We start from the raw sequence: 19,838 nt of genomic DNA, 5'->3' as shown, positions 1-19,838 counted from the left end.
GTGGGGGGGGGGGGGGAGGTGCATATTTGTTTTAAGTCGCCATTGGAGTTGAGTTGGGCTGCTGCTTGACGTATCGACGAGGAGGCGATTGCACTACTATTAATTTGAACGAGGGAATATGTACACCATGAAACTTAAAGCGATAGGTTATACATTCTTAGCTTCTGTAGTTAGTATCTTCTCTGCAAATGGATTAGGATCTAAGGTTCTTGCTTCTACAACGTATAATGTTTCCCTGGACATCAATAAGTATGGTTACTTGAATCAAAATCATGTTCCCGGAATTGGTACCGTTGCTTGTGTCCCCGTTGCTACGGTCAATTCCTTCATTTTTCTCCAAAATATGTACCCAGGTATTTACGGTAATAAGTTGACAGGAAACACATACGAAAGCTGGAAGCAAACCGCTCTCGATTTAGCAGGATATAACTATATGCGAACCAATCTAGCTAATGGTGGTACTTCCGCACACGATTTTGTATGGGGTAAGATCAATTATTTTAATGACAAAGCTCCTGGAACAACTTCTATTCATGGGCAAGTGAAAGATGGTTCTTGGACCGCAGAAAGACCACAACCTAGTTTTATAGAATCTGTTTTTCCAACATGGAACTTTTTATTTAATGAACTTTCTCGTGGTCAAGATATTGAAATTGGTTTTCAGTATGATAGTGGTAGTGGTCATGCCTTAACCCTCTCGAGTTTTAATTGGATTGATGCCAATATGGATGGAGTTATTCAACAAGGTGAAAATGCCACTATTGATTTCATTGATCCTCTAGATCCAGGAACTGGTCCGGCACAACGAACTTTTGGACAGATTTTTAATGATCCTATCGATAATCGCCTTCGCTTTACTTATAATCAAATAGGGGCAGGCAACGTTAGTGGTTGGATAAATATGGCAGTTGCGGAAAGTCCAATTCCTGAGCCATCTACCATACTAGGGTTATTAGTAATCGGTGGTTTAGGCTTAGGTTCAGGACTCAAAGGTAAAAAGAATTAGAAAGCGATATTAGTAGCTAATTTGTAGAGTGACCGAAGCTTGCACTAACTGTTCACCACCAATAACGGGTGTACTGAAATTAGCCCCTCCACCTGCAAATTGCTCATTATTAGCCCTCCTGGGGTTTGGGAGACTAGCTCCCCCAATTTGAATACTGACAACCTCCTTAGCCGTAAAATTTAAAGCCCCCAAAACCGCCTCCGCCTGTTGCTGCGCGTCTGTAGTCGCTTGGCGGAGGGCTTCTTTTTGGGCGGCAGAAATCGCCTCTTCAGTAGCGGTAAAACTCACGCCATCAATGCGGGTAGCTCCCGCTTTCACCGCCTCATCTAACAGCGCCCCCACTTGCTCCGTCTGGAGGCGAAAATTAACCGTATTCGTGCCAATGTAACCCAGCAAGCGCCTTTCATTATTGTTGTATTGATAGTTCGGTTGTAGGCTAATGCCCGAAGTCTGTAACCGTTCCACCTTGCGAGAGCGCAGGAAATCGACGACAGCTGAGGTGCGCTTGGCGACCTCCTGCTGTACCTCTGCTGCTGTCTTATCCTGAATTTCTACCCCAAGCTGCACTTGTGTCAGGGTGGTGGGAATCCTTTCTAAACCCTGTCCGGTAACTGTCAGCGTTCGTAATACTTGTTCTTGTGCCATTGCCGGATTCATCCAAACTAAAGTGAGAAAACAGGCGACCGCCAACGCCATCAAAAAACGCTGGCAGGATAAAGTAAATTGACCTATCTTCATATCATCACCCTTGAGGAGCTTCTGATGTATAATTCTAGACCATAGCGGATAAGGTATTCAACCGCTCTAAAAACCTAGCTATCTAATCGATAGGCGCACCTTGAAAACTAGAGTTATAGGGTTCCATAAAGGATTGCTTTTATGGGTAAAAGCTCTAAGCATCAAGTACCAGAGAAACCAATTATTTTAGAGGTTTTGAACTGTATCGTAGGGCATACGAGAACAGGCTTCTGTAAGGTCGCGAAAGTCTGAGGAGAGACTTGCCTCTGGGTTAGATACCGCAAGGGGTCTGATTTAAGCGAACTCGTTGAGCCAGAAATTCCAATCAGTGATGATAGAAGAATCCACGTCCGTTCACGGCGCGGAGTATGTCAACTGAAGTGTTACCCGAAACCCTTAGAAATTGCCAGAACGATTGGGTCTGAATACCCGCGTGCAGAGGCATTAAAAGCATTAACCGCCACCTTAACCCCTGCTAATGTTGACTTATCTTTCTGGCAAGATATCCTTCATGCTTTGGGTACTCTCACTCGTCCTAATTTCCTCGAAACCATTCCCAACTTAGTCCCTTTAATCCTTCATTTTGGGGGAGAGGTCGCCTTAAGAGAGGTGTTTCAAGGGATTAGGGATCTTAGTCGCTGGTGGCGGTGATTCTCCTGTCAATAATTGCTATAATAGCTAAAATGGTCATAATGGCTAGTTTCTATAAAGGTTAGTTATGAAAACATTAGGAGCCTCAGAAGCAAAAAATCGCTTTGGCGAACTGTTAGACTTGGCTCGAAGAGAACCAGTAAAGATAGCAAAAAAGGGACGTAATGTTGCAGTCGTGCTGTCAATCGAGGAATTTGAGAGATTTTCCGAGTTAGAAAATCAACTTTTGGCTTTACAGGCAGAAAAAGCTCATCAAGAAGGTTTTATCGGAACAACAGAAAGTGAGGCTTTACTGTCAGAAATTTTAAATGCTTAAGATTAACCTATCTCGACAGGCAACTAAACGCTTAAAAAAACTGCCAGATAAACACGCCAAACAAGTAGCCACAAAAATAACCGAACTGAGAACAAATCCCTATCCCCAAGATTCTCTAAAGTTAAAAGGATACTCTTATCATAGAGCCGATATTGGTGAATATCGAATCGTTTATCGTGTTGAGGAGCAAACACTAGAAATCTTGCTGATTGACAAACGAAACGATGATGAAATTTATAAACAACTAAAGAGAACAATATAGAGAATCTTAATTATCAACCATCAATTAATTAGCGATATTATTCCTGCTAAAATCAAGAAAAACAAATTATTTTTAAACACTCATGAGCATTAATGTAACATTTCCCGAAGAACTCCTCATTGCTGCCAGAGAAGAAAAAGAAGCATTCTCTCGTAAAGTCATAATTTATACATTAGGGCATCTTTATCAAGAAGGAAAAATTTCAGCAGGAATCGGCGCACAAGTATTAGGATGCGATAAATATACATTTTATACACTTCTCTCTGAGTATGGTTTTTCCATTATTGATTACACAGCAGAAGAATGGGAATCAGAAATACAAACCAGCCGTAAATTAGCCAAAAAAATCCAAGAGAATGAAGATAATTGTTAATTCTACACCGATCATCGCCTTATCTTTGATTAATCAATTAGATCTTCTTAATCAGCTATTTAATGAAGTGATTATTCCTTGGGCAGTTTATCAAGAAATTGTCATCGCTGGAGATAATAAACCGGGGGCAAAAGAACTCAAAAATGCCAATTGGATTCAAGTTCAAGAAGTTGCATCATCATCTCCTCTTGAACCGCTATTACTAGGATTAGATCGAGGAGAATTAGAAGTTATTCTCTTGGCAATTTCAATCAAACCAGACTGGGTAATTATAGATGAGAAATTAGCAAGAAGAGTTGCCAAAGCTATGGAATTACCCGTCAAAGGAACATTAGGAATTCTCTTGGTTGGTTTTTATGCAGGTTATCTATCTAAACAAAAAATTTTAGATTTATCACAACAGTTAGTTGATTATGGAATTCGTATTAGTTCTCCGATTCTTAATTGGCTAAAAACAGAATTAGACAATGATCATTAATACCAAATCAATACAAAATAAACTACCATGAAACAACTAATCGTACACATTCGTGACCAAGAAAAAGCAGAAACACTCTCTAAAATTTTAACTGCTTTAGATTTTGTTGACTCCGTAGAAATCATCGAAGATCAAACAACATTATCTGATCACGAGCAAGACTTCTTTGCCCTAGCAGGATTGTGGGAAGACAGGGATATTACCCCTAAATCTATCCGTGAAGCAGCATGGCGAGAAGAAAAACGATGATTTTATGTGACACCAATATCCTCATTTAATTCTATAAAAACAACCATAGAATTATCGAAGAGCTTCGCCATATTGGACTAAATCAACTAGCCATTAGTTCCATTACTCAAGCCGAATTATATTATGGAGCAATCAATAAAAATGAACTAAACAAAATCAAAAGACATCTCGGATTGCTACATACCTTTCCTGTAGATGTCGCAATATCCAATCAATTTATTAACTTAATGGAAACCTACTCCCTCAGTCACAAACTCAACATCCCTGACGCTATCATTGCCTCAACAGCATTAGTGCAGAATATTAAGCTATATACATTGAATTTGAGAGATTTTTGTTTTATTCAAGGCTTAGAACTCTATGATCTGTCAAATGAATAACCCATCAACGTTAGCATTTTCCAGCGTTCAGCGAACCAGTCATGAATTAGTCAAAAAATCAAAGAGAATGAAGATAATTGTTAATTCTATTCCCAACTTAGTCCCTTTAATCCTTCATTTTGGGGGACTGGTCGCTTTAAGAGAAGTGTATTAAAGTATTAGGGATGTTAGTCGCTGGTGGCGGTGATTCTTGTTCTATGAATTAGCCTCCGCCTTATCCAATTGAATCAGCAGTCTGCTCCCCAGTGTCTTCGACAAGCACAGAAATCCGATAACATAGTTAATAGGTGACATCGGGAAAAAATCATCTATGGCAACTACATCCGAAGACGTATGGCGAATCTTAGCCGAATTAGCGACTGCTCAAGCTGAATTAACTGCTGCTCAAAAAGAAACTGACAAACAACTGAAGGAGACTGACCTACTATTGAAGGAAGTTAGTCAACAACAGAAGGAAAACGCCCAACAAATCAAGGAAACTGACCGACAACAGCAGAAAACTGACAAACAACTCAAAGAATTAGGTCAGCAAATTGGGGGACTCGGGGCAAAATTCGGCAGCTTTACCGAAGGACTTGCTCTCCCTTCAATGGAAACGATTCTCAGACAACGGTTCGGCATGAAAGTTGTTAGTCCCAGTGTGCGAGCCAGCGAAGATGGACAACACCTAGAAATTGATGTCCTTGCCTATACTAATGGTGAGTTAAATACTGCCTATATCGTCGAGGTTAAAAGTCATGCTAGAGAGGAATCTATTACACAATTAAAAAGTATTTTGCAACGGTTTCGCAGCTTTTTCCCTGAACACAAAGATAAAAAACTCTATGGCATATTAGCGGCGGTTCATGTATCCCCAGGATTACGCGAAAAAATTCTGCAAGAAGGGTTTTATGTGGCTCGGATTCATGACCAAGTGTTTGAACTCGATATTCCCGATAATTTTCAACCTCAAATCTATTAAAAATTTAGATGTGATTGCTCTCTTCCCCACAGGAAAAAACACTTTTTTCTTCATGAATAGGAAGAATTTAGTAAAATAGTAATAGAACAAATCAGAGTAAAAAAATCATCTATGGCAACTACATCAGAAGACGTATGGCGAATCTTAGCCGAATTAACTGCTGCCCAAAAAGAAACTGACAAACAACTGAAGGAAATTAGTCAACAAGGGAATAAATAATCAGTTTTTAATAACCAGATTTAGTATAAAAAGTGTTTTGCAACGTTTTCGCACCTTTTGCCTCGAACACAAAGATAAAAAACTCTATGGCATATTAGCATCCCAGGGTAAGCGCATCCTAACAATCCTTGACAAAATGAACTTTATGTGGGTTGCCTACCCAGAGGGCAATTCAGGCATATTTGAGTAGAATTTGCCATCTCAATTGTTAAGCAACAATCGACCAAATAGGTCGAGTTCGTAACTATTCTGATTGACTGGTATCACTTAAAATGCCCACGCGGATCACAAAATTGGCCAATTGTCAATAGCTTTTGAGATGCCCTTTATAACAGGAGGTTTCCCGACTCATATTCGATCATCATAACCATAAACAGGCAAAATTATCTGTATATTTAATCACTTAATCAGAAGCATTTACCTTTGAAATAGCAGTTTTTAAATAGGAAACCACCTCATTAATTGCTACTTCTGACGCTTTTTTACTGGCTCTTTCGACTAATTCCACCTTACCCGATTTGAGAGATTTACCCGTGACAATGCGATAGGGAATCCCAATTAAATCCGCATCTTTGAACTTAACTCCTGCACGTTCATCCCGGTCATCTAAAAGGGTTTCAATGCCCGCTTGATTTAACTCATTGTATAAACTTTCGGCGGTTTTTACCTGCTCGGCATCGGCTAAATTAGGAATAACCACAATCGCTTGATAGGGGGCAATAGCTACGGGCCAAATAATGCCATCTTTATCGTAGGATTGTTCTACGGCTGCCTGGGCTAAACGCGATACTCCTATGCCATAACAACCCATACAAATGGGGGTAGATTCTCCCGCTTCATTAGTATAAAAAGCATTCATGGCTTGAGAATATTTATAGCCTAATTGGAAGATATGACCGACTTCAATTCCTCTGGCACTTTGCAAGGTTTGATTAGGATCATGAATAGCTCGATCGCCTACCCGGGCCTTGCGTAGATCGACGATTAATTCCGGTAAGATAAAATCCTTACCCCAATTGGCTCCCACTACATGAAACCCGGTTTCATTAGCACCAGTGATAAAGTTTTCTAAGTCTGTCACCGTGTTGTCTGCTATGCGTAAAAACTGAGGAGCTATATCGCTGGCTTTTTTGAGCAAATTATCTTCTAAGTCGGGAGCAATATAACCTAAAGGTAAAGGTTTAGTTGCCCATTTCTGTTGAGCGGCAGCATCGGGTATTTTTAAAGCCAAAATTGTTTTAGCATTGTAACGGCTCGCCTGTCTAACTAATTCATTTTGTAGTTTAACTTCGTTAACCTCTTGATCGCCGCGAATGCTCACCAAAACTAAAACAGTTATGCCGCTATCATACACCACTTCGTAGAGAACATTTTTGACGATAGCAGTGGCGGAACAATCGAGAAATTTAGCTAAACTTTCGATCGTGTTGGTGTTAGGAGTCTCTTTTTTAGTAAACTTTTTAAAGGGAGAAGCCACTTTGTCTGCTGGCAAAGAAACGGCTTTTTCCACATTAGCCGCATACTTTTCATCGGCAGTAAATAAAACCTCATCTTCTCCGGCATCAGCTAAGACCATAAATTCTTGGGATGCGGAACCACCAATCGCTCCAGAATCGGCTTCTACTGCCCGAAAAGCTAACCCACAACGGCGGAAAATATTGCGGTAAGCTATATCCATCGCTCGATAGGTTTTCTTTAAACATTCCTCGTCGAGATTGAAAGAATAGGCATCTTTCATAATAAATTCCCGTCCTCGCATTAAACCAAAACGAGGGCGAATTTCATCGCGAAATTTAGTTTGAATCTGATATAAATTAACTGGTAATTGTCGATAGGAACGAATTAAATCACGAGCGACGGCAGTAATTACTTCTTCGTGAGTCGGTCCTAATCCTAACTCCCGGTTTTGCCGGTCCGTCAGGGCAAACATAATCCCTTCTGCTTTTGTGTAGGTGTCCCAACGGCCTGATTCTTGCCAGAGTTCCGCCGGTTGCAGTTGGGGAAGCAAACATTCTTGGGCGCCGGCTTTATTCATTTCTTCCCGGACTATCTGGGAGACTTTCTGTAAAACCCGCCACATCAGGGGTAAATAGGCGTAAATGCCGCTGCCAATGCGACGAATGTAACCGGCACGGACTAAGCATTTATGACTAGGGATTTCCGCCTCGGCCGGGTCTTCCCGGAGAGTGACAAAAAGCTGTTGAGAGAGTCGCATCCTATCGATATCCTTTTGAACAGAAGACTTTCTATTATCTCACCAAAGGAGAACGACTGCAATTATCAATTACTTGTGTTGACAAACAATAACAGCGATCAGTTTACCGATTCTCAGGTATTTCCCCTCACAACTTGAGACTGGTTGGAGAAGCATTGAACCTTAGTTCCAATTGCCTAACTCCCTTGTTCTCTACTCTAGGAAATATGAGCGTTCAGGTCGATCGCTGTTATCGTCGTCATCGAGACAGAATGTAACTTTAACAGGGTTTACTCCTTTGTGAACTTGACCTTATAACCTTGCCAGTTGATCTGTCAGGGAAGCTTTTTTCTTTAGCTTCAATTATTAATATAACATCGGATCGGGGCTAGAAATCTTTCTCTTAATCAAAGTTTACATGGCTGGGATCAAGGAAAAGGCTAGATGTTTTAAAGCCTTCTGGCTGCAGGGAAATTAATTTTGCACGACTACAAAATGTGACAGAACCAGTTAGGTGAAGATAAAATACCAGTGGTCGCTTTAATACCACCTAAATAGTCGGTTTTTTGTGTCTTTCCCGAGACTATCGGCTGCTACCACTGGTTTGCTGTTGTTTGTTGTTGTAATCCGAGGAAATATAGTTCTTGCGTTCCCAAGCGCCTGAACTGCATTTGTCTCTCTAGTAACAATTGTAACAGACAATACCCATTTTGTGTAAAAAAAAGTAAACAATTTGGTAAAAAATTATTTTTTGCGGTAATCCTCAACCCTCTGAGGACAGCCCCAGATTACCGTTTCCTGTTTGTAAACCACCATACCTGGCTTGGCGCCCTTGGGCTTATAGACGTATTTGGGGCGGGTATAGACGACGGGAACCTGTTCACTATGGCGAGCGCGGCTATAATAAGCGGCGTAATCGGCGGCAAATTGCAGATCGGCGGCTTCTGGAACTGTACCGGGGGTTAAACGGAGTAAAACGTGACTACCAGCGATTTCTTGACTATGAAACCAGATATCGTAATCGCCGGCGCTACGAAAAGTTAGCCGATCATTTTGACGGTTATTTCTGCCGATCCATAATTCTATTCCAGAGGGAGTAGTAAAGCGCATAGGTTCCGATTCTTTATTATTCGTCCGATTACGCTGGTAATTGCTTTCTAGATACTTTTGTTGGATTAATTCTTCTTGTATCTCGTCTAGAGCCTGTAAATCTTCGCCGCTGCTATAATTCTCTAGTTGACTTAAACTCGATCGCACTTGTTCGAGATAATTAATTTCACTGACCACTTCCTCTAATAAAGGTTCCACCGCTAACCGGGCCCTTTTTAATTTCTGATGTTGTTTATAAAAATATTGGGCATTCTGTACGGGATTTCTTTCGGGATCGAGAGGAATAATGACAGGTTTTCCTGTCTGGAAATCCGCCAAAGTAATGCTAGTCATTCCCTGCTGTATTTGTTGCAGATTGGCCATTAATAAATCCCCTTGCTCTTTATAGCGATCAGCATCAGCAGATTCTGCTAGTCTTGTTTGAAATCCTGCGGCTTTAGTTTGCAGTTTAGTCAGTAAAGATGTGATTTTTTGATTTAACTTTTGCTGTAGTTGTCGAAAGCTTTCTTGATTAATTTGGTCGCTATAATAACGGTTTAATAATTCTTGAACATTTTTAGCCGCTGCCAGTATCTCCCCACCGATCACTGTATAACCTTCTCTTGTCCATCCGGGTTGAAAGGTTTTATTTTCGAGCATTGTTAACCATTCTTGCCAAACTGAAAAGAGCTTTTCCCAATCGTTATTATCTAACTGATCCGTGTTTAATTTCGGGTTAATCTTGGCTTTTTGCAACAGCGATCGAGCGATAACTGGACTAACTCCACGATAGGTACTAACTAACTGTTTTTCGATAGTTTTAGGGATTAAACTAACTCTTGCTTGCCAACTGCTCAAGGATTCTTCTAAACTGGGATCTGTGGCCAATAAAACGGGGGGTAGTTGATAGATTTGTCCCGTTTGTACGGTGCGAACACTAGACTGGGTGGCATTGACTTGATGGGCAACGGTGACAATTTGATTGTCAGCCGCAGTTAAAATGACATTGCTATATTTGCCCATAATTTCTATATACAAATGCCACAGCGCCGGATCATCGGGACGTTGGGCAAATTGTAGATCGATGACTCTTTCCCACGGGGCAACAAATGCTAATTTTGTCAGCGCAAAACCATTGAGTTGATGACGCAATTGATCGCTAAAAGTGAAGGTATCGGGGACTTTTGGCGGTGGATCACCAATATGCAGCCGCGCCCCTTGGGGATGCCAAGAAATAATTAACCATCCCTTGCGATCGAAGGTTCGTAAATAGAGGGCGATCGTTTGGCGATCAATTTGATACACTTGTTCTAGTCTCGCCGGTAGCCAAGTGGCGGCAATTTCGGCACAAGTGGCGCTGAGGGTGGTAAAGTCTACGGATTGCATTTTCAGGATTCAGGAGACAGGAGACAGGAGACAGGAGACAGGAGTAACTGATAGCTGACTCCCTGACTCCAAATCCCCTTTTTTACTTTTTACTTTTATAAAAGGGTTTTTTAACGACGGTAGCGGGGTAGGTGGTGCCGCGGATTTCCACTTCGATCGCCTGTCCGATCGAGGCGAAAGGTGTGGGAAGATAGGCTAAAGCGATCGCTGTGTTTAAAGTTGGTGATAAAGTGCCACTGGTGACTTTACCCACCGCTTCCCCGGCGAATACTACCGGATAATCGTGACGGGCGATATGTTTGCCGGACATCTGCAATCCCACCAAGAGGCGATTGACACCATTAAGTTTTTGGTCTTCAAGGACATTGCGACCGATAAAATCGCCTTTTTCTGGCAGATGAACCAACCAATTTAAGCCAGCCTCTAGGGGACTCGTGCTATCGTCGATATCCTGTCCATAAAGGGCTAAAGCTGCCTCTAAACGCAGGGTATCCCGCGCCCCCAAACCGCAGGGAGTCACCCCTAAATTTAAAAATTCCGTCCAAAGTTGCTGTCCGATTTCAGGGGGGGCCATAATTTCAAAACCATCTTCTCCCGTGTAACCGGTCCGGGCGATAAAAACTTTTTCCCCGAAAAGCTGGCTTTCCCAGTGATTAAATAGGCCAAAATCGCTTAATTTTTCCCCGATCAAGGGCTGTAAAATTGTCGCCGCCTTGGGTCCTTGCAGGGCGATTAAGACCCTTTCTCGGGATAAATCCTTTAATTTGACCCCCGATCCCTCTAAATTGCCTAAAATCCATTCTCGATCTTTATCGGTGGTTGAGGCATTAACAATTAATACGCCTTGGTTTTCGCTTTGGTAGTAAAAGATAATATCATCGATTATGCCACCGTCCGGGTTAAGTAAAACGCTATATTGTGCCTTTCCTGCCCTTAAACGGGCTAAATTAGAGGGAACTAGGGTTTGGAGAGATTGAACCAGATTATCGCCAGTTAAGATAAATTTGCCCATGTGGGAAATGTCAAACATCCCCACACCATTGCGGACAGCATTATGTTCGATTTTTAGGCCGCTAAACTGTATCGGCATCTCCCAACCCGCAAAAGGGGTAAATTTGCTGGTTTGTTGGGCAATTAGCTCGTATAAAGGGGTACGAATAGCGGGGGAAGTTGCTTCTTGGTTAGCCACGGTGATCTCGATCGAATGGTTTTCTGCCTAGAGTAGCATAGCAGTTATCAGTTATCAGTGACCAGTTATCAGTTATCAGTTATCAGTTATCAGGCAACACCAGGACAGGTGAAAACCATCTCTCGTTTTCGCGGTTAATAAGGATCTTCGTTACTCTTTATGTTTTTCTTGTCAAAAATAATGATAAGATTGGATGTATTCTATTCCCGCTTATGTCTAACTCTTATTAATTTTTCTTGGAGAGAGGGAAAAATGGGGAGATTGGTTATTTTCTTATTTAACCACTATACCTTTAAACCCTTATCTTGACTAAAGTAGGATAGTAACGCTATTGTAAAAAACAGGATAGAGTTATGTCGCTAACAATAAAGAGGATAATTTTTTTTACTATTTTGGGTGGGTTCGCATTAGCTTGGATAAACCATAGTTATTTTCCGACTCAAAAGGAAACATATTCCCCCTCATCTTCAGAAACTCAAAAGGAAACATATTCCCCCTCATCTTCAGAAACTCAAAAGGAAACATATTCCCCCTCATCTTCAGAAACTCAAAAGGAAACATATTCCCCCTCATCTTCAGAATGGGATGAATATCAACAAGCGGATGATCCAGCGACAAAGCTTGTAAAAAATTGTGCATCTGAGGCGGGTATTCCAGAAAATGATCCAAAACACGCAATCACTCCCTACGAAATGCAAATACTGACAGATTGTATAGATCGGAACCGATAGCTTATATCACTCTAAATATCAGACTGATAACGGTTAGAAAAAATGTGGTCGCTACCTGTATTTTAGGCTATTATTTAATTGAAATAAAATCTATTTTCCCCAATGACAGCCATAAATCTACCCCCAAAGCTGTCTAATGAATCAGAAAAAGATTATCAAATTTTTCTTAGTTATTGCCTTTTGGGTGGCGATCGCTAAATCAGCAAGCTTGCCAAGAAATCAGTGGGAAAAGCCGGAGGATCTGAAAAAAAGCTATATGAGTTATCTTCTCAATTCCAATGGTGCGATCAAGTGAAAAACTATGATGCTGCCATTGCCGAGTTTACTGGGGAAGTTTTAGCCGAACAAGTTGGCAAGGATGTAGTTAGTTCAGGGCAAGCGAGGTGGAATTAAATATAAGATGATCCCCACTTCATAATTTATAATTCATAATTTATAATTGCCACTCCCTTAACCTTTCTCGCACTCTGTCAATGGGAATCGCTAAACCGCAGCCCAATTTAACGGCATTTTCTAGGGGTTTAGGAGTAGAGGGATTGGCACAAAATAAACTCGCTTGGGAAATCACTCCCACCACTTGATTTTTATCGTTTAAAACTGGACTTCCCGACTGTCCAGAAACGACAAACATGGATAAACTTAAGGATTTTTCGTTATTATCATTAACCGTGCCTTTGCTGACAGTCCAATCTTTTTGATTAAAAGGATTACCGATCGAGATTACTGGTTGATTAGCGGCAATTGGTAGGGGTGCTAAAGCTAAAGGTTTTAAATCTGGGGGGGGATTTTTTACCTCTAATACTGCTAAATCTAGCCAATCGTTAGGGGGGGTAGTGTGGAGAATTTTAGCTTTTGAACGCTTGCGAATTTTTCCCTGGGGTGGTTGGCTATAATACTCCACAAAAATGCGGGACCCTGCATCGATTTCTTGACGAGAATTCGTGACCACATGGCGATTAGTCACGATCCAAGCTCTATCTTGATCTCGTTTTAATAACCAACCCGTGCCGATACCATTGTTATTTTTGCCGCGCACGATAATTTTAACAATTGAGCGTTTTAAATTCACCAGAGGATCACTGTTAACACTGGGAATTATCTCTGGCATTTTTAATAATTCGGGATTGTCGTGAATTAATCGCCCCCGTTGGATTTCCTGTAAAATAAATCTAACTTCTGATAAATTGGGATCAATTTCTACGGCCTGCCGACACCAATTTAGACCCTCATCGATCTGACCGCTATTGATATAGGTATAACAGAGATTTTCGTAAATCTCGGCATTTTTGGGGCTAATTTGGCGTGCCTGTTGAAAAACTGCCATGGCTTCCCCTAGTTTTCCCTGTTCCGCTAAAGCTTTCCCTAAATAATTATAAATATCCCCATCTTTAGGGGAGTAAATTAGAGCCTGTCGATATATTTGCTCTGCTTGCTCCCATTTTCCCTGTTTTGCTAGGGTTTCTCCTAATTTTTTGTAGATTTCACCCTGACTAGGTATCAATTCTAGAGCTTGCTGATAGGCATAACTGGCCTCTTGCCAGAGTTGCTGTTCACTGTAGGCCTTTCCCAGATAAAAATAGGCTTTTCCCTGACGAGGATCGAGAAAAACCGCTGCTTGCAGAGCTTTCGCCGCCTCATCCCAACGTTGTAAACTATAAAGGGCTTTTCCTAGCTGAAATTGCCCTTTAAAAGTTGGTTTAATGATCATTGCTTTTTGGTAAGCATCGATCGCCTCTGACCATTTTTCCTCTTGGGCGAAAATATCTCCCAAAGCGACTAAATGATTACTTAGGGAGGGTTCCATCGGTGGTTTATCATTAATGATAAAGCCACGATCATAGGCTTGTAAGGCTTCAGAATAGCGTTTTTGACTTTGTAAGACCTGAGCGATTTTTATATGGGCTTGGACTGAATTTTCGTGAAAAGATAAAACTGTTCGGTAAGCAGACAGAGCCGATTCCTTCTCCCCCGCGGCCAAAAGTCGATCGCCTTGCCAAAGATAAGCCAAGGCAATAAGATAAAAAATAGCAAAGGGAGCGGCGACGATGAAGGCAATAATTAAAAATATTTGCAGGGGTTTGCTAGAATAGCGGCGACCGATTTTAATGTCTTTTCTTTTCATTTCTTGGTTAGGATAGACAACAGGTTAGAGGTGGTTGGATAATTGACCTAGACCAATTTAGATGCGAGGGCCGCTTACACATATTTTTCCCTTCCCTGTTGTCCTTTCCGCAGTTCTAGCCCTCCTTCTACTTACCGATTACTGCTGCGAGCGCTGGGTAGGATTAACATAGCGTCACCGAAGGAATAGAAACGGAAACGCTCTTGGATAGCTGCTTGATACAATGCCAGTAGTCTTTCCCGTCCGATTAAGGCACTAACTAACATCATCAAACTGGACTTGGGTAGGTGAAAATTAGTGATCATGCCGTCGATAACCCGCCATTGATAACCTGGATAGACAAATAAATTCGTTTTTCCCTGAAAAGCGGTTAATTTCTCGCTCTTACTTTCTTTAATTGCCCCTTCCAGGGCCCGGGCTACCGTGGTTCCCACGGCAATAACCCGGCCACCTCTGGCCTTTGTTTGGGCGATTTTTTCGGCAGTTTCGGCGGAAATCTCTAAAAATTCTTGGTGCATTATGTGTTCTGCAATATTTTCCACTTCCACGGGACGAAAGGTTCCCACTCCCACATGAAGGGTGATATAGGCGGTATCTATACCCTTCTGGGCGAGCTTATGGAACAATTCGGGAGTAAAATGTAGTCCAGCCGTGGGAGCGGCCACAGAACCCTGTTTATCAGCGTAAACTGTTTGATAACGGTCTTCTTCCGCCTCTGATTCGGTGACGTAGGGGGGGAAAGGAATATGACCGTACTCCTCCAACATATCCCAAAAACTGCGTCCGGGATGACGTTGAAATTCCAGCAGACGACCACCGGTATTCATATCTCGGTCGATTATTTTCGCTAACCATAATTTTGCTTCGTCTTCCGTTCGCCCTGTTTTCGGATAAAAAAGGACTTCTGAACCGACTTTAAAGCGTTTTCCCGGTTTGACTAGGGATAACCAACGATGGTCATCCTGTTCTTCTAGTAGTAATATTTCTACGGGGGCGCCCGTGGTTTTACGTCCAAATAAACGGGCTGGAATCACGCGAGTATCGTTGAAAACCAGCAAATCCCCCGACTCTAACCAGGTGGGTAAATCCCGAAAAATAGCCAAATTATGACTATTGGGAGAATCTACCACCAAAAGACGGGAACTGTCTCGGGGTTCTGCGGGATTTTGGGCAATTAACTCCGGAGGAAGGTGATAATCGTAGCTGGAGAGTAATTGGTCAGGGATCATCATCATTATCATAATAAAGATCTTCGCAAAAGTTGGGTAATCCTACCCAGGCGAACTTCACTAAATCGGGGATTTCTCCCCTTGGTGTATAGGACGGTTTATCGTCAGACTAGAGATATAACACTAATTGTGACTATTAGCCAACAGCCCAGCGGCCACTATGGACTATCTCTATTTTCTTGCTAATGCTAGTTTAACGCTACGAGTCACCGAATACCTGCGATCGATGACTCATCTGCCCTCCTCCGTGATGACGGTTATCCATCAGATCAACGGTTGGGTAGTCAAGGTCAAGTTTAATCAAATGCTCACTCCTTGCCAACACGGTGATTTTCGCGCCTACATGAATGAGTTAGGGATTCCCCATCAACCGGAAATGCGTCTCCAGATGGTTTTTTGGAGTTTGGAAACGGGACAATCTCCCATTGATGTTATGCGTCGTTACCAAGTGGCGATTGTGTCCCATGGTACCCCAGATCAGCAAGATATAGAGGCTTTTCGCCAACAATTTACTAAGGGTTTAGGATACTGTCCAGAAACTCTAGCCTAGGGTTTATAGTCATTTCAGATAAGTCTGATACATTCTAGACCAGTTAAACCCTTAGGAACTCTGGCCTTGATATTCTCAATCTTAATCGAAATGACTACAGTTAACTATTCAAAGACTTAAGTAGCTGGTTATAATTAAATTAAAAATGGATTTTATGTTCGATCCCCCCTGCCCCCCTTGATAAGCTGTTCTTTAGTCACATCTTTCTTAACATTTCAAACCTTTGTAGCACAAGGCTTTCAAGACTCGGTTAACAATCTGTAATATTCCTTGTTGACACCCTTACTGACAAGGAAAAAACTGAAATCAAGTCAGGATAAGGGTTGGAGTGCTTACTGCAAAAATTGTTAAGAAAGATCCCTATAAGGGATAGCTTGATAAGGGGGGTGCCGATAGGCGGGGGGATCTGATAATTTTTAACGACTACCTACTTAAAGATCACTGTTCAGGATTATTTATTGCTTGATTAATTTGGGTGATTTGGGTTTGAAAATATTGTTCACGATAACGGATAGCTTGGGCTAATTCCCCACCTTTTTGGAAAGCTAGTAAAGCTTGGGGATAATTTTTTCTCTCTAGATAAATTTGACCGATTTGATCGTAGGTGTTCATTAAACCGTAGTAATTATAACCCAATTCATGGACTTTAATTAATTCTTGATAGATTTGTAAAGCATAATCTACCTGTTGATAACTTTTATAAAGTTCGGCTAACTTACTTAAAGCTTCTCCTGCGGTGCCGTACTGTTGTAAAGCAAAAGCGAGAGAATAGGCTTCTTGAAAGTTTTGGCTGGCTTTATTTGCGTCTTTTAAAGCTTGATAATCTAAACCAATTTGAATTTTTAGAGCGGGGATTAACTGTATTTGCTGATTTCTGATCTCGGTTTCAGCTATTTCTTCTTTAATTTTTACTGCGTTAGCTGGCTGCAGAGATTCTCGATAAATTTCTGCTAATCTTTGCAGATAAATACCTTGAGTTAAAGAATTATTCTGTGCCTTAGAAATAGTTAATAATTCCTCATAGACTGGGGCGGCTTTTTGATAATCAAAACGGGATAAATGAATTTGACCAAGTTGATTTAAAGTTGCTTCTACTGCCACATTATCCCCAGATTTTCTGGCATTAGCTAGGATTTGATCATAGATGATTATCGCCTCATTAAAAGCTCGTACCTGTTGATAGGATGTACCTAGTAATGCTAATAATTCCTCGTCCATTGTCCGGTTATTTTCTGCGGTTTGTTGCAGAGATTTTAAACGAGCAGTAATTAATTTAACATCCTCAGTTCGATCTCGATTCCAAACGGCTAACCCCACTTTTCCCAAAGATTTTACTTCTTCTTTGGCTCCTAAATAACGATTTAATTTAATCACTTCATACCAGATAGGAAAAGCTTCCTCATTTAATCCCGCATCGTATTTAGCTTGAGCTTCAGCATCGCGTTGATCGATGTATAATAACAGTTGACGACGCTCTAAGGGAGTTAAAGGGCGATCGATTGCGGGTAATAAAGGACTTTTTAGGGGAGTTTCGAGGGGATTGGGTGTAGGGGTTTCTGTTTGTGCTAGGAGAGGAAGGGAAGTACCGATCAAACAGAGCCATAAACTGAGAGAAAAACGTAGCATAATAGATTGATAGGAGCGTAGTAGAGGATGATATTTTGTGATCGATCAATTCTATAAGAGACTGACTGCCGAAAATTTCCGTTTCCCAATTTTGGGTTTAATTGCTAGTTTAATTGTAACCTTTAGTCTGGCTGCCTGTGGTGTCTCCCCGCAAGTTTTGGCAGAACAACGAATGTTTCTACCCCTCTCGATCGAGTTTTTGGGAGAATATCAATTACCAGAAGCGGATTATCAAGACACAAGGGTGGGGGGATTATCGGCAATTACCTATGATCGCGCCAATAACCGCTTTTATCTCCTCAGTGATGATCGTTCTCAGAAAGCTCCAGCCCGCTTTTATCGGGCTAGTTTGCAGATAAATGATGAAAAAATCAAAAAAGTGAATTTAGAGGCGGTCACGTTCCTAAAAGATGGCAAGGGAGAAACTTTTAAAAAGGGATCGATCGACCCAGAAGGTATCGCTTTTTCGCCCCGACAAACTTTGTTTATTTCCAGTGAAGGTGCGGTTAAACAGGGAATTGCTCCTTTTATTGCTGAATTTGATTTGCAGGGACAATTAAAGGAGTCTTTGTTAATTCCTAATCGCTTTTTACCGGATGATAGCAATCAAAAAGGAATAGAGGATAATTTAGGGTTTGAATCCTTAACTTTAGGGATTACCAGCACTCTCAAAGACGATCCTTTTCGTTTGTTTACTGCCACAGAAAACGCTTTAATTCAAGATAGTCCCACGGGAAAAAGAGCAGAAAATCTCAGAGTGCGACTTCTTCATTATGTTATTGATCCGATTGGTGCGCCGGTGTTAGTATCAGAACAATTGTATGTGTTAGATGAGCCGGCCAGTGGTGCGAGATACTACGGTTTAACGGAATTATTAGCTTTAGAAAAAGAGGGTTATTTTCTCAGTTTAGAGCGAACTTTTGGTTTAGAAGGTTTTGGAGCGAAACTATTTCAGGTAGTTAATGGGAGTGCCACTGATACGTCGAAAATTGCTCGGATACCGGGAGAATTAGAAGCTTTACAGGTGCAACCCTTGCGGAAAAAATTATTACTAGATTTAGGGACTTTGGGGATTGATTTAGATAATTTAGAAGGAATGACCCTCGGTCCAAGATTAGCTGATGGTAGTCGCTCTTTGATTTTAGTCAGTGATGATAATTTTAATCCGAATCAGGTCAATCAGTTTTTACTCTTTCGACTCAAGGAAAAATAAACAAGAGATGGTTAATTGCCTCACCTATCCCCTTCTGGGAGAGGGATTGGGGTGAGGAATACCAATAAAGAAAAATGGGATAAATAGCCGGTTTAAAGACAAAACGGCCGATTAATAATCACTTTTTTCGATATCTTTGCGAAGATCATTCAGGTCAATATAGCGATCGGTGGCATTTCGCAATTCCCTAGCGATCATCCCTTCCGTAGAAACTACGGTAATATGAGTATTTTTAGAGCGCAATAGTTCGATCGCTCGTTCAAAATCGCCATCACCACTAAATAAAATCACTCGATCGTATTGATCGACGGTATTAAACATATCGACGACAATTTCGATATCTAAATTAGCTTTCTGAGAAAAACGACCGGAACTATCATCATAATATTCTTTCAAAATTTTTGTTCTCACCGTATAACCCAAACTAATTAAAGCATCGCGAAAACCTCTTTGATCTTGGGAATCTTTTAAACCCGTGTACCAAAAGGCATTAATTAACATAATATTCGGGTCATTAGTGAAGTAATTTAACACCTTGCGCGGGTCAAAAAACCAACCATTTTTTTGTTGAGCATAAAACATATTATTGCCATCCACAAAAATCGAAAGGCGATCTTTCGGACGGGTGCCACCATTACAATGACAAAGACCGGCTTCTGTCATACAAAATACATACCTAATTTTTTATAGAGTTTAACTATAAAATTACTTTTTAGTAATTTTACGGGGGAAAATGACTATTCTTTGAGGAATAGCGGTGATTTGAGAGCAAAAAGATAGCAACTAAAATAAAAATTAGCTTTTTTGTCTAAGTAGGGCGGCACAATTATTTGTAGGATGGGTTAGCGGTAGCGTAACATAATCTGGCGTTGGGTT

General features: G+C 41.1%; 20 protein-coding genes and 1 pseudogene. 13 read left to right on the top strand and 8 right to left on the bottom strand.

The genetic code is table 11. From position 1 onward, the window contains the following. Positions 1-127 precede the first annotated feature (127 nt). Positions 128-1,006: a PEP-CTERM sorting domain-containing protein gene (locus N0824_RS14185; protein ID WP_158269558.1), complete on the top strand. Its 879-nt coding sequence runs from the start codon at positions 128-130 to the stop codon at positions 1,004-1,006. Positions 1,007-1,015: 9 nt separating this feature from the next. Here N0824_RS14185 and N0824_RS14180 read toward each other — a convergent pair whose 3' ends face one another. Beyond that, the gene (locus N0824_RS14180) at positions 1,016-1,744 is read right to left on the bottom strand and encodes an SIMPL domain-containing protein (RefSeq protein ID WP_108937219.1); all 729 of its coding nucleotides are present in this window, start codon (positions 1,742-1,744) and stop codon (positions 1,016-1,018) included. Between the two features lie 718 nt (positions 1,745-2,462). On the opposite strand from N0824_RS14180, the gene N0824_RS14175 reads away from it, so the two are divergent. The 8 genes and pseudogenes from N0824_RS14175 to N0824_RS21750 form a co-directional block, all read left to right on the top strand. Next, on the top strand, positions 2,463-2,711 hold the full coding sequence (locus N0824_RS14175) for a type II toxin-antitoxin system Phd/YefM family antitoxin (protein WP_002739617.1): 249 nt from the start codon (positions 2,463-2,465) through the stop codon (positions 2,709-2,711). After that, positions 2,704-2,973, top strand: a complete 270-nt coding sequence (locus N0824_RS14170; RefSeq protein ID WP_002739840.1) for a type II toxin-antitoxin system RelE/ParE family toxin — start codon at positions 2,704-2,706, stop codon at positions 2,971-2,973. The genes N0824_RS14175 and N0824_RS14170 overlap by 8 nt, the downstream gene beginning before the upstream one ends. A gap of 82 nt (positions 2,974-3,055) precedes the next feature. Beyond that, a complete protein-coding gene (locus N0824_RS14165; protein WP_002802052.1) occupies positions 3,056-3,346 on the top strand; it encodes a UPF0175 family protein in 291 nt (96 codons plus the stop codon). After that, positions 3,330-3,824: a DUF3368 domain-containing protein gene (locus tag N0824_RS14160; RefSeq protein ID WP_108937218.1), complete on the top strand. Its 495-nt coding sequence runs from the start codon at positions 3,330-3,332 to the stop codon at positions 3,822-3,824. Before N0824_RS14165 ends, N0824_RS14160 begins: the two co-directional genes overlap by 17 nt. 27 nt (positions 3,825-3,851) lie before the next feature. After that, positions 3,852-4,073, top strand: a complete 222-nt coding sequence (locus N0824_RS14155) for a hypothetical protein (RefSeq protein ID WP_108937217.1) — start codon at positions 3,852-3,854, stop codon at positions 4,071-4,073. A 50-nt stretch (positions 4,074-4,123) separates the two neighbouring features. Beyond that, positions 4,124-4,453: a type II toxin-antitoxin system VapC family toxin gene (locus N0824_RS14150; RefSeq protein WP_306438774.1), complete on the top strand. Its 330-nt coding sequence runs from the start codon at positions 4,124-4,126 to the stop codon at positions 4,451-4,453. Positions 4,454-4,763: 310 nt separating this feature from the next. Beyond that, positions 4,764-5,414 (top strand): DUF3782 domain-containing protein, encoded by a 651-nt coding sequence (locus N0824_RS14145; RefSeq protein WP_108937216.1) that lies wholly within the window; start codon positions 4,764-4,766, stop codon positions 5,412-5,414. A 111-nt stretch (positions 5,415-5,525) separates the two neighbouring features. Beyond that, positions 5,526-5,621: pseudogene (locus N0824_RS21750) on the top strand (DUF3782 domain-containing protein); the annotation flags it as partial. A 415-nt stretch (positions 5,622-6,036) separates the two neighbouring features. Here N0824_RS21750 and N0824_RS14130 read toward each other — a convergent pair. The 3 genes from N0824_RS14130 to gcvT form a co-directional block, all read right to left on the bottom strand. Next, a complete protein-coding gene (locus N0824_RS14130; protein WP_108937215.1) occupies positions 6,037-7,848 on the bottom strand; it encodes a proline--tRNA ligase in 1,812 nt (603 codons plus the stop codon). Between the two features lie 723 nt (positions 7,849-8,571). Beyond that, positions 8,572-10,302, bottom strand: a complete 1,731-nt coding sequence (locus N0824_RS14125) for an NFACT family protein (RefSeq protein WP_108937214.1) — start codon at positions 10,300-10,302, stop codon at positions 8,572-8,574. A gap of 82 nt (positions 10,303-10,384) precedes the next feature. Beyond that, positions 10,385-11,491, bottom strand: a complete 1,107-nt coding sequence (gene gcvT / locus N0824_RS14120; RefSeq protein WP_108937213.1) for a glycine cleavage system aminomethyltransferase GcvT — start codon at positions 11,489-11,491, stop codon at positions 10,385-10,387. A gap of 353 nt (positions 11,492-11,844) precedes the next feature. Between gcvT and N0824_RS20565 the strand changes: the two genes are divergently transcribed. Both N0824_RS20565 and N0824_RS20750 read left to right on the top strand, forming a co-directional pair. Next, complete coding sequence (locus tag N0824_RS20565; RefSeq protein ID WP_146184290.1) at positions 11,845-12,222, top strand: hypothetical protein; 378 nt, start codon at positions 11,845-11,847, stop codon at positions 12,220-12,222. A gap of 136 nt (positions 12,223-12,358) precedes the next feature. Then, on the top strand, positions 12,359-12,517 hold the full coding sequence (locus N0824_RS20750) for a hypothetical protein (RefSeq protein ID WP_158269556.1): 159 nt from the start codon (positions 12,359-12,361) through the stop codon (positions 12,515-12,517). 138 nt (positions 12,518-12,655) lie between these two features. Here N0824_RS20750 and N0824_RS14110 read toward each other — a convergent pair whose 3' ends face one another. Next, the gene (locus N0824_RS14110; protein ID WP_108937212.1) at positions 12,656-14,344 is read right to left on the bottom strand and encodes a serine protease; all 1,689 of its coding nucleotides are present in this window, start codon (positions 14,342-14,344) and stop codon (positions 12,656-12,658) included. 131 nt (positions 14,345-14,475) lie between these two features. Then, entirely contained in the window at positions 14,476-15,573 is a 1,098-nt protein-coding gene (gene queA, locus N0824_RS14105; RefSeq protein ID WP_108937211.1) for a tRNA preQ1(34) S-adenosylmethionine ribosyltransferase-isomerase QueA, read from the bottom strand. 160 nt (positions 15,574-15,733) lie between these two features. Here queA and N0824_RS14100 point away from each other — a divergent pair, with 160 nt between their 5' ends. After that, on the top strand, positions 15,734-16,123 hold the full coding sequence (locus N0824_RS14100) for a hypothetical protein (RefSeq protein ID WP_108937210.1): 390 nt from the start codon (positions 15,734-15,736) through the stop codon (positions 16,121-16,123). Between the two features lie 438 nt (positions 16,124-16,561). On the opposite strand, the gene N0824_RS14095 is transcribed toward N0824_RS14100, so the two are convergent. After that, on the bottom strand, positions 16,562-17,749 hold the full coding sequence (locus tag N0824_RS14095) for a lipopolysaccharide assembly protein LapB (protein WP_108937209.1): 1,188 nt from the start codon (positions 17,747-17,749) through the stop codon (positions 16,562-16,564). Between the two features lie 37 nt (positions 17,750-17,786). Here N0824_RS14095 and N0824_RS14090 point away from each other — a divergent pair, with 37 nt between their 5' ends. After that, positions 17,787-18,962, top strand: coding sequence for an esterase-like activity of phytase family protein (locus N0824_RS14090; RefSeq protein WP_108937208.1), 1,176 nt, complete (start codon positions 17,787-17,789; stop codon positions 18,960-18,962). 111 nt (positions 18,963-19,073) lie between these two features. Here the strand turns inward: N0824_RS14090 and N0824_RS14085 are convergent, their stop codons facing one another. Further along, a complete protein-coding gene (locus tag N0824_RS14085; protein ID WP_002802138.1) occupies positions 19,074-19,625 on the bottom strand; it encodes an NYN domain-containing protein in 552 nt (183 codons plus the stop codon). Positions 19,626-19,838: the final 213 nt, after the last annotated feature.

The sequence above is a fragment of the Microcystis sp. 0824 genome (assembly GCF_003112475.1).
In the GTDB taxonomy this organism is placed as follows: Bacteria; Cyanobacteriota; Cyanobacteriia; order Cyanobacteriales; family Microcystaceae; genus Microcystis; species Microcystis aeruginosa_C.
The sequence above is the reverse complement of the archived record's forward strand: the minus strand, read 5'-3'. Positions and strand labels throughout refer to the sequence as shown.

Bases quoted from the DNA above. Each gene is read 5' to 3' on its own strand.
- N0824_RS14185 (WP_158269558.1), top strand. From the start codon at position 128: ATGAAACTTAAAGCGATAGGTTATACATTCTTAGCTTCTGTAGTTAGT.
- N0824_RS14180 (WP_108937219.1), bottom strand. From the start codon at position 1,744: ATGAAGATAGGTCAATTTACTTTATCCTGCCAGCGTTTTTTGATGGCG.
- N0824_RS14175 (WP_002739617.1), top strand. From the start codon at position 2,463: ATGAAAACATTAGGAGCCTCAGAAGCAAAAAATCGCTTTGGCGAACTG.
- N0824_RS14170 (WP_002739840.1), top strand. From the start codon at position 2,704: ATGCTTAAGATTAACCTATCTCGACAGGCAACTAAACGCTTAAAAAAA.
- N0824_RS14165 (WP_002802052.1), top strand. From the start codon at position 3,056: ATGAGCATTAATGTAACATTTCCCGAAGAACTCCTCATTGCTGCCAGA.
- N0824_RS14160 (WP_108937218.1), top strand. From the start codon at position 3,330: ATGAAGATAATTGTTAATTCTACACCGATCATCGCCTTATCTTTGATT.
- N0824_RS14155 (WP_108937217.1), top strand. From the start codon at position 3,852: ATGAAACAACTAATCGTACACATTCGTGACCAAGAAAAAGCAGAAACA.
- N0824_RS14145 (WP_108937216.1), top strand. From the start codon at position 4,764: ATGGCAACTACATCCGAAGACGTATGGCGAATCTTAGCCGAATTAGCG.
- N0824_RS14130 (WP_108937215.1), bottom strand. From the start codon at position 7,848: ATGCGACTCTCTCAACAGCTTTTTGTCACTCTCCGGGAAGACCCGGCC.
- N0824_RS14125 (WP_108937214.1), bottom strand. From the start codon at position 10,302: ATGCAATCCGTAGACTTTACCACCCTCAGCGCCACTTGTGCCGAAATT.
- N0824_RS20565 (WP_146184290.1), top strand. From the start codon at position 11,845: ATGTCGCTAACAATAAAGAGGATAATTTTTTTTACTATTTTGGGTGGG.
- N0824_RS20750 (WP_158269556.1), top strand. From the start codon at position 12,359: ATGAATCAGAAAAAGATTATCAAATTTTTCTTAGTTATTGCCTTTTGG.
- N0824_RS14110 (WP_108937212.1), bottom strand. From the start codon at position 14,344: ATGAAAAGAAAAGACATTAAAATCGGTCGCCGCTATTCTAGCAAACCC.
- queA (WP_108937211.1), bottom strand. From the start codon at position 15,573: ATGATCCCTGACCAATTACTCTCCAGCTACGATTATCACCTTCCTCCG.
- N0824_RS14100 (WP_108937210.1), top strand. From the start codon at position 15,734: ATGGACTATCTCTATTTTCTTGCTAATGCTAGTTTAACGCTACGAGTC.
- N0824_RS14095 (WP_108937209.1), bottom strand. From the start codon at position 17,749: ATGCTACGTTTTTCTCTCAGTTTATGGCTCTGTTTGATCGGTACTTCC.
- N0824_RS14085 (WP_002802138.1), bottom strand. From the start codon at position 19,625: ATGACAGAAGCCGGTCTTTGTCATTGTAATGGTGGCACCCGTCCGAAA.